7 protein-coding genes are annotated in these 15396 nt (G+C 35.4%); 3 read left to right on the top strand and 4 right to left on the bottom strand.

Annotation, left to right across the window (positions count from 1 at the left end; translation table 11 throughout):
* Positions 1-10: 10 nt before the first annotated feature.
* The 4 genes from DZ60_RS0108060 to DZ60_RS0108045 all read right to left on the bottom strand — a co-directional run bounded on the left by DZ60_RS0108060 (position 11) and on the right by DZ60_RS0108045 (position 11752).
* The gene (locus tag DZ60_RS0108060) at positions 11-3319 is read right to left on the bottom strand and encodes a VCBS repeat-containing protein (RefSeq protein WP_025741581.1); all 3309 of its coding nucleotides are present in this window, start codon (positions 3317-3319) and stop codon (positions 11-13) included.
* Entirely contained in the window at positions 3316-6852 is a 3537-nt protein-coding gene (locus tag DZ60_RS0108055; RefSeq protein ID WP_081740433.1) for a VCBS repeat-containing protein, read from the bottom strand. The genes DZ60_RS0108060 and DZ60_RS0108055 overlap by 4 nt, the downstream gene beginning before the upstream one ends.
* A 180-nt stretch (positions 6853-7032) precedes the next feature.
* Positions 7033-8604, bottom strand: a complete 1572-nt coding sequence (locus DZ60_RS0108050) for a RagB/SusD family nutrient uptake outer membrane protein (protein WP_081740432.1) — start codon at positions 8602-8604, stop codon at positions 7033-7035.
* A gap of 22 nt (positions 8605-8626) precedes the next feature.
* On the bottom strand, positions 8627-11752 hold the full coding sequence (locus DZ60_RS0108045) for a SusC/RagA family TonB-linked outer membrane protein (protein ID WP_025741578.1): 3126 nt from the start codon (positions 11750-11752) through the stop codon (positions 8627-8629).
* Positions 11753-12304: 552 nt separating this feature from the next.
* Between DZ60_RS0108045 and DZ60_RS0108040 the strand changes: the two genes are divergently transcribed.
* Genes DZ60_RS0108040 through DZ60_RS0108030 form a run of 3 tightly spaced genes read left to right on the top strand, consistent with a single transcriptional unit; the run spans position 12305 to position 15395 of the window.
* Entirely contained in the window at positions 12305-13600 is a 1296-nt protein-coding gene (locus DZ60_RS0108040; RefSeq protein WP_025741577.1) for a class II D-tagatose-bisphosphate aldolase non-catalytic subunit, read from the top strand.
* 9 nt (positions 13601-13609) lie between these two features.
* A complete protein-coding gene (locus DZ60_RS0108035; RefSeq protein ID WP_025741576.1) occupies positions 13610-14554 on the top strand; it encodes a carbohydrate kinase family protein in 945 nt (314 codons plus the stop codon).
* A 4-nt stretch (positions 14555-14558) separates the two neighbouring features.
* Positions 14559-15395 carry a class II fructose-bisphosphate aldolase gene (locus DZ60_RS0108030; protein ID WP_025741575.1) on the top strand — a complete coding sequence of 279 codons (837 nt, stop codon included), beginning with the start codon at positions 14559-14561 and terminating at the stop codon, positions 15393-15395.
* Position 15396 lies beyond the last annotated feature (1 nt).

The raw sequence follows: 15396 nt of genomic DNA, 5'->3' as shown, positions 1-15396 counted from the left end.
TGATACTTTTCTAATTATCATTCTTTTTAAAAATTTTAAGCATGTCTGAGTTTGAGCTTACTAGTAATAAGGTGTCCTTTGTTTTTGTATGTATCGTGGCAATATCTTTGGCATCTGAATCTACAAAAAAACCAGTTTTATTACCCAAAATGGGTTCGAAATTTCCGTTTCCGTCACCCATGAGAGAAAGTCCAATCATAGCATTATAATCACCTACAGAGGCGTCAACTGATAAATTATTGCCTACAACCAGAGCATCCAAATTATGGTCTCCGTTAATATCCATAACTTGAATAGCGTTGATAGGAGCAAACTGGGCTACTGTGGGTAGTCGATGTAATTTGAAGGTATTGTTTCCTAGGTTTTCGATATAGGAACTATAGAATGTTTCACTTTTTACAACATGGGCTTCTTCTAATTCTTTTGGAAGAAAGGCTTCTTCTAAGGTAACAGCGGCGTACTCTTTATATGTTTTGAATCTTCCTCGCATTGAATTTATTTGACTAATCATCAAATCTCTTGGGGCAGCAGGGTAATTTTTATTTTGAATGTAAAAACAAAGCACAGGGTCGATACTGCCATTTTTGTCATAATCACTAGCGTATATACATAATGGTTCCTCGGGAGTTGCTTTGTATCTGCTATTCATACCTAGGTTTCCTGCTAAATAATCGGTATCTCCATCATTATCAAAATCTCCTTCTGCCAGACTATTCCACCAACCTTGTGAAGGGCTTAAATTCGCTTTTTTTGTAATTTCTGTGAAGGTTGTTCCCTTATTTTTGAAGTAACGAATCGGCATAAACTCTCCTGCTAGCATAAGGTCTATTTTGGAGTCATTGTCAAAATCAGTCCAAAGTACAGAAGTGATCATCCCACTTTTTTTGAGTGTTTTACAAGCAATTTCTGTAACATCTGTAAATATCCCATTTGAATTATTGAGGAGAAAGCTTTGAGGTGGCATAGGATAGGAGCCTGGTACAATTCTTCCGCCTACGAAAAGGTCTAGGTCCCCATCATTATCATAGTCACAAGCTTTTACAGTTGATCCTGATGAAGTTATTTTGGGTAATATATTGTTTTTACTGTTGCTAAAATTTCCTAACCCATCGTTTAGGTACAGTCGATCTTGATAGGCCGTACTGTTTTTTGGATATTCGGTTCCACCACTTACCACATAGAGGTCAAGATCATTATCATTGTCGGCATCAAAAAGAAGGGCATCAACGTCTTCTTGATCAATATCGAGGTCGAGTGTTTTTTGATCAAAACCTCCAAGTTCGTTTTGTAGAAAGAAGGTCCCGCTATATCCCTTGGCTCCTCCTACATAAAAATCTTCTAAGCCGTCTCCGTTACAATCTCCTACAGCCAGTTTAGGGCCGAGTTTTGAATGCATGTGGGGGAGAAGAGGTTGTAACCTAAAATCAATAAATTCATTTTCTTTATGAGTGAATTGAGCGTCTTTTTGTCTAGCTACCTCCTCAAAAAGTTTTTTAGATGTTTCAGGAAATTCATTTGCTTTTATTAATTTTTGAGGTTCAGCATTTTTATGATCAATTACAATCAAGGTATTGATTGCTGGATTGTAAATCGTTTCTGTTTTTTGGTCTGGCCAAGTGATATTAATACTATCAATTGTCTTTGCATTGCTAATTCCGAAATGAATGAAATGGTCAACGCTTGATTCGTAACCCCTACTGAGATAGTGCTGATAATATTGATGCTTCCCTTGATTACTAACTCTTATTTTTGAGCCAATACCGTTACAATTATTTATGGCGCCTATAAGTTTGATTTTTATAAAATTGGTGTTTGCTAATTGCTCACTATTATTGCGTAATACGGTGGCTTTAGAATTAATTGTATTGACAACCAGATCTAGGTCTCCATCATTATCTAGGTCTGCATATACGGCTCCACTAGAAAGATCAGGTTTAGTGATTCCCCATGCTTGTGATGTGTTGGTAAAAGTAAGGTCATTATTATTTTTGAAAAAGTAATTAGGAATTGCAGCACTAGGCATTTCTTTAATAGCTTTTAATTTGTTTTCTTTTTTAGAGGCATCGGTTCCAAAAGGGTTAGAGGTCTTTTGTTGGTAATGAATATAATCTAAGTCTCCTAGATCACGGCGAAAACCATTGGTAATAAAGATGTCCTTAGCACCATCATTGTCATAGTCTGCTGATAAGATGCTCCAGCTCCAATCGGTATTGCTTATACCAGATAGAAAGCCGATTTCGCTAAACGAATTGTTACCATGATTAAGTTGTAATGTATTGCGTGTGTATTGTTTCTGATAGGATTTTTGATTTAATAACTTAAATTTATTATAGCTACTAGCCGGGATAATCATTTTTTGCCGTTTGTTATCTTCTGGTAACATATCCATAACCATTATATCTGTTAATCCATCATTATTGATGTCGGATAAATCATTACCCATTCCAGCAAAGCTTGTATGTTTTAGCCAATGGTGAGATTGATCTGAGAATGTACCGTTTCCATTATTAATATACATTATGTCGTTAGTTAAAAAATCATTTGATATGTATACATCTGGCCAGCCATCATTATTGATATCATTAATACCAAGTCCCAGGCTGTAGCCTTCGATAAGAATGCCCGATTCGGCTGATACATCTGTAAAGGTGTTGTCCCCGTTATTGCGATATAATCTGTCTGTACTTTTTGCTTCACCATTTATTTTTCGGGGACGTATTCTATTTACACTAGATAACGAATAATCTACGGGGTTGATGATAAGAAACATGTCTAAATCTCCATCGCGATCATAATCAAAGAATGCAGATTGCGTAGATTGTGCAGGATCATTGAGACCATAAGCAGCTGCCATTTCTTTAAAAGTATTGTTTTTTTGATTAATGTATAGTAGATTATTGGTCTCTTTGTATTTGCTATTTCCGGATACAGATACGTATATATCTAACCAACCATCTTGATTAATGTCTACCATACTTACCCCAGAGCTCCATCGATTAATAGTGAGCCCTGCGTTTTGGGATATGTCTTTAAATTTAAAATCACCTGTATTGAGATATAATGCATCTGATACCAGATTTCCGGAGAAAAATAAATCAACAAGTCCATCATTATTAATGTCCCCTACGCCAATACCCGCACCCGTGTAAATATTCATAAAATTAAACATATTATTTTCTTCATCTTCTTCGATATTATTAGAAAAGTTTATGTGGGTGTATGAAGAATCCATAGCCGTAAATAGAGTATCCTGATTTTTACAAGAAGTAAATAAAAGGGTAAGTAAAAAATACAAATATGGTGTTATATGATATTTCATGGTAGGTTACTAGTATTAAAGCGAAGTATTCTTTCTTTTCCTTGATATGAGACAAGTTTTATAGAATCAACAATGGTTTTGTTTAGTTGTAAATGCCGTGTTGACTGGCTTAAGTACCCATCACCATAATGAAACTCATGTCTATATCTGGATTTGTTTTTTCGGTATACTATCGCATAGTATTCGTTGTTTTTGGGAGTGACTGTTATTTGTTTTTTGTTTTTTTTGGATAAAGTGTAGGATTGTAATTTCCCTGAATTTTGAGAAAAAAGATAAAGCTTTGTATTATTCTGGAGCGTAAGTTTTGTTGCTGATTTTGCATCACCCATAATGGCGAGTCCGCTTTTATAAGAAGGCGTTACTTTAAAATTACCATTTCCATCTCCCAAAAGAACAAGTCCTGTAAATGCATCGTATTGTCCGGTAAGAACTTCTGTGCTATACATATTTCCTGTTAGGATAACATCTAGATTATTGTCATGGTTTACATCGTCTGTAAGCATTCCGTAAACAGGAGCGAATTGAGCTTGAATCGGTAGGGGTTTTTGATCAAATTTTCCGTTCCCTAAATTTTCAAAATAAGAGGTAGAAAAGTTATTGGCTTTTAGGATTTGACTGTTTTTTATTTCTTTAGGGAGAAAAGAGTTTTGGAACGATGTTGTTGCATAGGATTCAAAAGTTTTAAAACGACCTCGCATAGCGTTAATCTGCTGAATTAGCAAATCACGAGAGTATATTATTTGTTCTGTACCTTCTCTATAGCAGGTCAATATTGGGTCAATAGATCCGTTATTGTCAAAATCTTTAGCATATAGCGTAACGGGTTCTGATGGGGATGCGATTAGGTTGCTGTTATAACCTAAGTTGCCTACTATATAATCCATATCACCATCGGTGTCAAAATCTCCTGCGATAATACTGTTCCACCAACCCGAGGTATGTTTTAGTCCTGTGTTTTTTGAAATGTCTTTCAGTTTTCCTTTATAATTTTTAAAGAATTTGATTTCCATAAATTCTCCGGTAACTATTAAATCAATCCAATGGTCGTTATCAAAATCTGTCCATATGGCAGCACTGACCATTCCGAATGGCATTTCTCCGTCAAAATCTTCTTGGGTGGTATTTATAAAATTACCATTTTGATTTTTGAGAAGTACACTCGAAGATGTTTTGGGGTATTCTCCTGGTGAGATTCGATTGCCAATAAAGAAATCTAAATCTCCGTCTCTGTCATAATCGGCAGCGGTGATAACCGAACCACTAGCACTATTGTTGTGTTTTTCCTTTTCGGTAAAATGGCCTTGACCATTATTTAGGTATAATGTTGTATTGTATGTGTCTACTTTGGAAGTATTTGTAATTCCGCCACCTACAATGACTAAATCTAGATCATTATCATTATCTATGTCGAGTAATAAAGATCCCATGTCGTCAGAATTAATGTCTATGTCTAATTTCTGTTCTATAAAAGAATGATCTCGCTGTTGAATAAAAAAACTACCAGATTTTCCTGAGGCATTACCAACAAAGAAATCTTCTAGTTGATCTCCATTGATATCACCAACAGCCATGCCGGGACCAAGTCTTGAGTGCATTTGTTGTACTAGGGGTTGTTTTTTAAAATCAACATATTCATCTTCGGTATGCATGTAGGTAATGCCTAAAGAATCATGGGTTTTCACGAAAATGGGTGCTTGGGTATTTTTGAATGAAGCTTTTGGTAAGACGGCACTTGCGTACTGAGCTTCTAATTCTTGGTTGGCATTTATATTAGTCAAGATTTGCGATTTCTCATCAGGCCAGATAATCTTAACAGAATCAATTTTAGAAGATTTCCCTAATCCAAAATGAATGCGGTTTTCTACAGAGGATAAATATCCCCGCGTCGTTGAAAATATTTGATGTTGAATAGATGTGCTGTCGTATAAAAAAACTTGAGTGCCTTCTGGATTGATGTTTCCTTTTAGTTGGATTCTTAAATAGTTGTTAGAAATTAGTGTATCCTTCTTTACTTTGGTTGTGTTATTTTCGAAAATAAAAGCAGGGTCATCAATGTTATTTACGATAATATCTAGGTCACCATCGTTATCTAAATCTGCATATGCTGCGCCATTAGAGTAACTTGGGTGATAAAGTCCCCAATCCTTACTTACAGAGTTGAAGCGTAGGGTCTTATCATTTTCGAACATATAGTTCGATAGTTTTACTTCAGGGAGTGTCTTTAATTTATCGAGTTTTTGTTTTTTTATGGCTTCTCGTGTTCCCATTTTTGAGGATTCTCTTCCATAATTAATAAAATCAAGATTAGTAACATCTCTTCTATAGCCGTTAGTTATGTATATGTCTTTCCACCCGTCATTATTAAAATCGGCTATAAGGGGAGCCCAGCTCCAATCCGTGTTATGTATTCCAGAAAGCTGCCCTATCTCACTAAAAGACCCATTTCCGTTATTTATTTGTAGCGTATTGCGTACAAATTGGGGTTGGTAGCCATATTGAGTGTTAAGAACAAATTTATCATAACTAAAATACCCAACTGTCTGTTTAAGACGAGCATTGTCCTTAGGGAGCATGTCTAGAACTATTATATCTGATAACATGTCATTGTTTATATCAGCAATATCTAACCCCATTCCGTTATAACTTTGGTGGCGTATGTAATTACCGATTTTATTGGTAAAGGTACCGTCACTATTATTGATATAAAGAATATCGTTGGTGAGAAAATCATTAGACACGTATATATCTAGCCATCCATCATTATTTATATCACAAATCGAAACTCCCAGTCCGAATCCTTCAATTAGAATACCAGCTTCATGAGATACATTAGTAAATGTGCCATCTCCATTATTTTTATATAATCGATCGGTACTTGCGGCTTCTCCATTTTGTTTTTTTGGTCTAGAATTATTTCTGTTAAAAGCAACTAGCGCATTGGTTAAAACATATAGATCTTTATGTCCATCTTTGTTGTAATCAAAGAAAATCGCCTGAATGCTATAACCAGCATCATCAATCTTATACTTTTTAGCTTCTTCGCTAAAGGTGCCATCTCCATTATTTACAAAAAGTAAATTAGCCATGTCCTTTGTCGAAGATCCTCTTGGACCTCCTTTACAAACATAAATATCGGGTAAGTTGTCCTGATTGATATCAGTTATAGAGACACCGTTAGACCATCCTGTACTGCTGGTATTCGAAAAATCAGTTTTGTCTTCAAAAGAAAAATTCCCTTTATTGATGTAAAGTCTATTAGACACCTGATTTCCCGTAAAATAAATATCGGGTAAACCATCAATATTAGCGTCTAGGATGGCAACACCCCCTCCATTAAACATGTATTCGAAATCTAGAATGTTTAAGGAATCATCAAAAGAAAGTTTATTTTGGAAAGTGATACCCGTCTCATTAGGTTTGAGCAGTGTAAAAAGCGTCTCTCTCTTTTCTTGATCACACCCAATAGTAATACTAAGAAAGGAGCATGAAAAAGCAATTAAAAAAAAATTCTTAAATTTTAAAAGAAACATCATGTGATATACTGTTTAAAATTGATGTGTAAGTCTAAAATACCATATTCTTTTTTAATACTAGAGATGAGTTAGGTTTTGACATAGGTTATAGAAAACAAAGACATCTTTGTCTGGATAATATGATGAACCAGAGCAAAGATGTCTTCAAAAACAAAACTACGTGCTAATTCATTTCATTTTTTATAATCCAGGTATCTGAGTTAGTACTCCTCCACTTTTATCGATTTCGGTTTGCGGAATAGGAAATAACCCATTTGCGGTTCTTGTGCCCCAAGAATGTGTAATTACGGCATTAGGATCTTCTGTTGCATCAATAGCATCAAATGTTTCTTGGGCAATGCCCCAACGTACAAGATCAAAATATCGGTGTCCTTCAAAAAATAATTCTAACCCTCTTTCTAATCGCAATGCATCTGTAAGATCTCCGGTTGATAATCCGCTTGCAATAGGAGTAGCAGTAGGATATGACCGCAGACGAACTTCATTTATCAAATTCGTAGCAAGACCTGTATCTCCGCCCGTTTCTATTAAGGTTTCGGCATACATTAATATAAGGTCTGCAAAACGAAATATACGTTCATTGTTGTAATCTACAGCGCCATTACTAGGAGCCATTTTTGGAACATTTTCGCCGCGGTACTTTTTAATAAGTGTATTTGTGGTCCCATCTGATTGATCAATCCATTCTAGTGTATATGACTCAAAAGCAGTATAGTAAGTGTCTCCTAACTGATAAATATTGGTTGCTACTCTAGGGTCATCGTCCTCAGAAACTTCGAAGTATTTGGGAGAAGGTTTGTATTTGTAGCTCCATATTCCAATATCAGATTCTCTATTAAACCCTTGTGTAGCTTTAAAATTCTCTGGGTGGAAATCATCTAAAACCCAGCCATTATCATCTGCGGCACCTGCGAATTGAATTTCGAAAATTGATTCAGAATTATTTTCTTGGCTAACATCAAAAACCTCATCGTAAGTAGGCATTAAGCTATATGGACCATTATTGTACACATCCTGAAATTCTGGCAATGCTCTTTCGAAATCTTTGTTGTACAAATGAGTTTTACCTAGATATGATTTTGCTGTCCAAGCAGTTGCTCTTCCCAGATTACTGTCATCCCAAGATGTAGGAAGATTGGCGCTAGCAAAAGAAAAATCTTCTAAAATAGCTGTTATTGTTGCTTCTGGGGTAGAATTTCCTACAACCAAGTTATTAATATCCGTAGTGGTTTCTAGCATTAAAGGAGCATGCCCTCCCCATATTTTGTAGCTCTGAAAATGAAACCATGCTCTTAAGAATTTAGCTTCTGCTTCGTATAGTATTTTTTCATCGGCAGTCAATTCATTATCCGTATCAATTTTCTCAAGGACGAGGTTAGCTCTATGAATTCCTTGATAGATAGTTACATAAACGTATTGAAAACCTGGGTTTGTATCGAGGACTCTAAATTTACTAAAGTTTAAAATATCAAAATTCCATGAGAACGTATTGACCATATCAGATGTGACATAACAGACCTTAAACCACTCATTAAAAGCGGGGTAATTTTGTTCAGTGGTAGCAAAAAGACTTTGCATTGAGGAATAAGAAGCTAGTGTTGCTCCTTTGAAATCAACTTCGGTAAGAAAAAAGTTTTCTTCGGTAACCGCATCTAAGGGTTGTAAATCTAAGTCAGTACATTCTGAAGTTGTAGCTACTATCATAACTAAGACTAGAACGTATTTGAATCTGAATGTTTTTATTTTTTTCATCGTATTAGAATTAGTAGTTAATTTAGAACGTTATTCTGGTGCCAAACTGAAAGGTAATAGGTTGTGGAGTTGCATATCCGTCATCTATACCAGTTGCTAGTGCATTTTCACCTTTTATAAAACTCTGCGCTCTTGTTACTTCTGGGTCTAGTCCTGAATACCCAGTAATTACAGCTAAGTTTTGTCCTGCGACATAAACGCGAATATTAGAGATAATGTCCTTAGTGTTCTTTTTTAACCAATCAGGATTAAGGGTGTATCCTATTTGTATATTTTTTAATCTTGCGTAGGATCCATTTTCTATCCATCGATCAGAGAAACGATCATTATTATTAGCATTATTGAGGTCGACCCGCGGTATCGTGCTACTTGTGCCTTCTCCGCTCCATCTGTTGAGAATGGTAGTGCTTTTATTGGTTAACGCGTTTAAGTTTTCTAATTGCTGTCGAGTATAGTTATAGATGTCATTCCCTCCTACACCTTGAACAAAGATAGAAAAATCAAACCTCTTATAAGAACCTCCAATAGTCAACCCATAGTAGTGCGTTGGTATTGGGCTTCCGATTCCGGTTCTGTCATCTTCATTGATAACCCCATCATTATTGATATCTACAAACCTTATATCTCCTGGTGCTCTTGCATCTGAGTTAAAAGCAAGATCATCAGGTGCCGCCCCAGCCAATTCGGCCTCATTTTGATAGATACCATCAGTTACATATCCAAAAAACTGACCAATGGGTTCACCTTCTATAGTTCTGCTTGTTGTTGTAGCTACAGCGTCTGCAAATAAACTGTTGCCATCTAGGGATTCTACTTTATTTTTTAATGTCGAAAAGTTTCCGGATATATTATAAGAGAAATCGCCAATTTTATCCTGATAATTAAATGAAAGTTCTATACCTTGGTTCGAAACTTCTCCGAGATTAACATCTGTAGGAAATGTAAAACCTGTTGTTGCGGGCAGCGGTACACTTACTAGAATATCTTTTGTGAGTTTATGATAATATTCTGCAGTAAAGCTTAGTTTATTGTTAAATAGTCCTACATCTAAACCTACGTTTGATTGTACACTTTCTTCCCATTTTAGATCCTCATTGGCAAAAACAATTGACGTTGGGGCTGTAATCACATCCTGATTAGAGCCAAGAACATATCCTGGTATAAAAACTACTTGATTAAGGTATGCAAAGTTGGCTCCGGTAAATTGGTTTCCAACGACCCCCCAAGATCCTCTTAGTTTTAACTGATTGAATAATGAATTATTATCCATAAACGATTCATTAGCAATATTCCACCCTACTGCAACAGAGGGGAAATAATCAGCTCTATTTTCTGGACTAAATCTAGTTGTTTCATCTCGCCTTATATTAAAGGTTAATAAATACTTGTCATCATAAGAGTAATTAAGTCTTCCTAAGAAACCTCGTAAAGCCCATTGATCAGCTTCTTCTCCTGATGTGGCTGATGCCGATGCATTTACGATTCTAACATCTGTATTGATTAAGTCATTTCCTTGAGACCTTAATTTTGTATATTTAAACAGCGTTTCTTCGTGACCTAATAGAAGAGAAAGATTGTGCTTATCTATTGTTGTATTGTAGGTTAGTGTATTAGCTAGGTTAGTAGTTAGTTCTATAGGACGTTCTTTGACTAATAGGCTAATATCTGTTCTATTCGCATCATTTGCTCCGAATTCATAAACGTTTTGAAAAAATTCACCATCTCCAGTAGAATAATCTATACCCCCAGAGGTTTTAAAAACTAAGTTTTTTAGTAATTCAACTTGCCCATATACACTCCCTATTATTCTTCGGGTTTTTATTCTAGTTTCATTGAGTTCTAGATCATTTAACCCTACAATTTGAACAGGTTCGTCACTGCCGTTAGCTAGGTCACCTACAGTATCTGCATTCATTACTGCGTAACCATTGGGGCCATTAGGGTCAAAAATAGGAGCGAATGGTTGGTTTAATGCTGATCTTAGAGTGGTACTACCACCAGGTTCTGAGGCAACCAAACGATCCGTAAAACCTACGCTTATAGATTCTCCGAATTTGAATAACTTACCAACTTTAATATCAGAATTAGCGCTAAAAGAATAACGTTCAAAATTCTGCGCCAATGTAATTCCTTTTTGATCAAGATATCCTCCAGAGATACTAAAATTACTTTTTTCACTCCCTCCGTTGATATTTAGATTATGACTTTGTGTAATTCCTGTTTGAGTTATTGCATCTTGCCAATCATATGTTGGTGCTCCTCTAAACTGACTTAAGTTGAAATTTACATTCCCAAGTTCGTCCATAAAATCTAGATATTGTTCTGTGTTCAGGACATCATAGAATTTTCGTCTTTGCGCAAACGTAGTATAGGTATCATAGTTAAATTGTGTTTTTTGTCCTTGTTTTCCTCTTTTGGTAGTTATTATAATTACACCATTCGATGCCCTTGATCCATAAATGGCTCCAGCAGAAGCATCTTTTAAGACAGAAATAGATTCAATATCGGCTGGATTCATCGACGCCAGAGGGTTGCTCTCTGTGGCAGAAGAGGTGTTTACCGTTTGATTTGAGGTTTGAACCAAGGGGATTCCGTCAACCACAAATAAGGGTTGGTTGTTACCGGTGGTTCCGACTCCACGTATTCTCACGTTAATTGGTGAGGCAGCATCACCTCCACGATTGGCGATAAAAACTCCCGAAACATTACCTCCTAGCGATTGGTCAAGTGAAACAATTGGAGACTTTTGTAACTCTTTTTCGCCAATTGATGCAACGGCGCCTGTTAGGTCTTTTTTTCGTTGTGTTCCATAACCAACAACAACAACTTGCTCTAGGGTAGCAGTATCTTCTGTTAATTGTATGTTGATTGTTGTTCTGTTGTCTATTGCGACTTCTTTAGTTGTGAATCCGAGATAAGAAAAAATAAGGGTTGTTGCATCTGGACCAGCAGAAATTGAATACTTTCCGTCAAAATCTGAGGTTACTCCTTGATTAGTTCCTTTAACCAAAATGGTTGCCCCAGGCATTGGGAGTCCGTCGGTTTCAGTTACTTTTCCTGATATTATAGTCTCTTGTGCATAGAGAGAAGTAGCAAAAAATAGAATCAGTAAAGCCCCTGTAATTCTTTTGTAATTGATATTCCACATTACTTAGTTGTGTTAAATTAATAAACATAATTTCTTAACGTATACTTTACAAAGTTATGTAATATAAATATCTTTCACAAACTTATTTTATAATAATTATATCTTTTGTTATGTTTCAATTTGTTGTAATTTATGTTTTTACCTCTAAAAATGCATGTTTAACAAGTAAAAAACTTCCTAATATCAACAGATTTAATGATGTATAGTTGTTTTTTGATATCCTTTGAAACTTTTTATAAATTATTAAGTGATGTGTATCAAGGTAGTCCTAAGGTTGTGTAGTTTTGTGCATTTTTTGTTTGTTTGTGTCTGTTTTTCAGCTGTTTGTATTCTTTTCTTCTGTTTATTTAGTGAATTTTTCTTTCTTTTTGTTTTTAGTTAAATAAAAAGAAAGAAAAAGATTTTATTTAAAATTAGAAAGGTTTTGTAAGTTTAAGGTATTTTTGATAGATTTGTACTCAGAAACAATTAGCTTTATTTTAATAATTAGGGATTTGATGTTGTTTTTTGTTTTATCAAAATAGCAAAGATGCCTAGCAAAAAAGTAGTGTGATGAATAAAAACCTTAGAAGTAGTGCAGCGCATGCAAATCAGTCATTACTCGATTATATATTGGATAGAAATGCCAAGATAGCAAAAAAAACAGGTGTCAATAGGACCATTTTTGCTGCTTGTCCTAATTCTATGGCTGTTATAAAAGCAGCTTTAAATTCTGCAAAAAGGTGTAACGCTCCTATCAAGTTTGCTACTACATTAAATCAAGTAGATCTTGATGGTGGATATACAGGTCTTACTCAGCATCAGTTTGCAAACAAAGTAAGGCTTGCTGCAAAAGCAATTAATTTGCAATCTCCTGTAATTATAGCTATTGATCATGGCGGTCCTTGGTTAAAAGATCAACATAGAAAAGAAGGAATGAATTATGAGCAAACTATGAAGGCTGTCAAGGATTCTTTCGAAGCAGCAATTGATGCGGGCTATGATCTAATTCATGTAGACCCTACTATAGATACTACATTGGCAAAAGGAGAAACTATAAAAATAGAGGTAGTTGCATCGAGAACAGTAGAGCTGATAAAACATTGTGAAGAGTATAGACGGGACAAAGGTTTGCCTAAGATAGCTTATGAAGTCGGTACAGAGGAAGTTCATGGTGGGCTTGTTGATTTATCCGTATTTAAATTATTTTTTGAATACCTTAAAACGGGACTCAAAGAAGCAGGGCTAGAAGATGTGTGGCCTTGTTTTGTTGTTGGTAAAGTAGGTACAGATTTACACACTACTGAGTTTGATGCACAGGTTGCGAAGACAATTGTTGATATTGCAGCAGAATATGGAAGTGTCATAAAAGGTCATTATTCTGATAATGTTACAAATCCAGAACAATATCCTTTGTCAGGAATGGGCGGAGCTAATGTGGGTCCAGAGTTTACTGAAAGAGAGTACGAAGGATTAATGGAGTTAGAAGAGATTGAGGGGCGGTTGTTCAAAGAAGGTGCTGTTGCCAAAAGAGCTGATATCAAAAAATGTCTATGGGATGCTGTGGTTGATTCAGGGCGTTGGGTAAAATGGTTAGAGGATGCAGAAGATTCAAGTGATTTTTATGCGAATGAAGAACAACGACAAGAGTGGTTGGTTAAAACTGGATGTCGATATATATGGCAAAACCCCGAAGTTATAGCATCAAGAGTATTGTTGTACGAAAATTTAGAAAATAACGGTTTTCGAGCCGAGGAGATCTTACTGTCTCATATAGAGATGGCAATGGATAAATATTTCTATACCTTTAATCTGGTTAATCTTAATGACTTACTTTTTAAAAAAGAGCACGAATTAATACTAATATAAACTGCATTTATGAAAGATTTTGATGTACTTGTTGTAGGAGAACTTAATGTGGATATTATTTTAGATAATATAAAGGCATTTCCAGAAATCGGAAAAGAAATTATCGCAGAGGATTTAACGGTTACACTAGGAAGCAGTTCTGCAATATTCGCTAGTAACCTAAGTTCATTAGAAATCAATGTTGCTTTTTTGGGTAAAATCGGGAATGATAGTTTTGCAAACCTTATAAATGAAACATTGATACGTAAAAATGTTAATACGGATTTTGTAATTACTTCTCCGCAATACAAAACAGGTTTGACTATTGTAATGAACTATGATATGGATCGTGCGAATGTTACTTTTCCTGGTGCAATGGATTATTTAGGAGAGGATGAAGTTACTGATAAGGTTTTGTCAAAAGCCAAACACTTGCATGTCAGCTCTGTTTTTTTGCAAAAAAAACTGAAAAAGGATATTGTAAAATTGTTTCAACGAGCAAAAAAAATGGGATTGTCTACTTCTATGGATCCGCAATGGGATCCTGAAGAGAAATGGGAGTTGAGTTTAGCAGAATTACTTCCTTATATCGATGTCTTTTTACCCAATGCAACAGAATTTAAACACTTGACCAATTGTACGGATATAAAATCGGGAATAGAGAAAGTAAAGAGATATGCCAATACAATTGTGATTAAGGATGGTGAACATGGAGCGCATCTTTGGGAACAAGGTGAGTTAACCTCAAAACCAGCATTTCTCAATACTCATGTGGCTGATTGTATCGGGGCTGGTGATAGTTTTGATGCTGGATTTATTAGTGAGTACATAAAAGGAAAACCTAACTTATATTGTTTGGAGATAGGAAATATAACAGGAGCAATTAATACTACCGCTTCTGGAGGTACAACAGCATTTAAGAATTTTGAAACGATAAAAGACATAGCCAAAAGCAAATTTTCTTACCATTTTTAAAATTATGAGATTACAAGATAGATTACAGCAGAATAAAAAGGAAGGGAAGGCTTTGTTGGCGACCAATTTTTACAACTTTGAAACACTGTCAGCAGTATTAATTGCTGCCAAAAATACTGGGTCAGATATTATTTTACAAGTATCAGAAAGTTCTATTAAGTATATGGGACTGGGAGTTGCAAAGGCATTGGCAAGAAGTGCAGCACATCAATATGGAGTAAAAGCATGGCTGCATCTGGATCATGGTCAAGATGTTACATTGGTAAAGAAATGTATCGATGCTGGTTATGATTCGGTAATGATTGATGCGAGTGAAAAACCTTTTGAAGAAAATGTAAAAATTACAAGTCAGATTGTTCAATATGCCAAGGGTTCTGCTACTAATGTAGAAGCAGAATTAGGGTATATTTCAAAGCTCGGACAGGATCAAAAAATGATTTATACCCAGCCTAACGAAGCACATGCATTTGTTCAGGATACAGGAGTAAATGCTTTGGCTATCGCTGTTGGATCAGCTCATGGGTTTTATAAAGAAACACCCCAACTGCAAATAGATTTAGTTCAAGAAATTAATACGGTAACGTCGGCAGCATTAGTACTGCATGGCAGTTCAGGAATTCCGGATGATCAATTGCAAGAGGCTATCAAAAACGGAATTACTAAAATAAACCTGGCAACAGAGATTAAGAATGTTTTTATGACGAGTTTGCAAAAAGAATTTTTGAGGTCCGATGATATTGATTTAAGAAAGGTTTTTCCTAAGGCTACTTTGCAAGCTACTTCTCTAATCGAGGATAAGCTAAGAACAATTAATTTTTTGAAAACCGTGAATTTTAGTTGAT

The sequence above is a fragment of the Aquimarina pacifica genome (assembly GCF_000520955.1).
Lineage (GTDB): Bacteria > Bacteroidota > Bacteroidia > Flavobacteriales > Flavobacteriaceae > Aquimarina > Aquimarina pacifica.
Note: the sequence above shows the minus strand (reverse complement) of the source record. Positions and strands in the feature narration are given on the sequence as shown.

What these genes read in the sequence shown, in the direction of transcription:
- DZ60_RS0108055 (WP_081740433.1), bottom strand. Translation starts at nt 6,852, where the DNA reads ATGATGTTTCTTTTAAAATTTAAGAATTTTTTTTTAATTGCTTTTTCA.
- DZ60_RS0108030 (WP_025741575.1), top strand. Translation starts at nt 14,559, where the DNA reads ATGAGATTACAAGATAGATTACAGCAGAATAAAAAGGAAGGGAAGGCT.
- DZ60_RS0108045 (WP_025741578.1), bottom strand. Translation starts at nt 11,752, where the DNA reads ATGTGGAATATCAATTACAAAAGAATTACAGGGGCTTTACTGATTCTA.
- DZ60_RS0108060 (WP_025741581.1), bottom strand. Translation starts at nt 3,319, where the DNA reads ATGAAATATCATATAACACCATATTTGTATTTTTTACTTACCCTTTTA.
- DZ60_RS0108050 (WP_081740432.1), bottom strand. Translation starts at nt 8,604, where the DNA reads ATGAAAAAAATAAAAACATTCAGATTCAAATACGTTCTAGTCTTAGTT.
- DZ60_RS0108040 (WP_025741577.1), top strand. Translation starts at nt 12,305, where the DNA reads ATGAATAAAAACCTTAGAAGTAGTGCAGCGCATGCAAATCAGTCATTA.
- DZ60_RS0108035 (WP_025741576.1), top strand. Translation starts at nt 13,610, where the DNA reads ATGAAAGATTTTGATGTACTTGTTGTAGGAGAACTTAATGTGGATATT.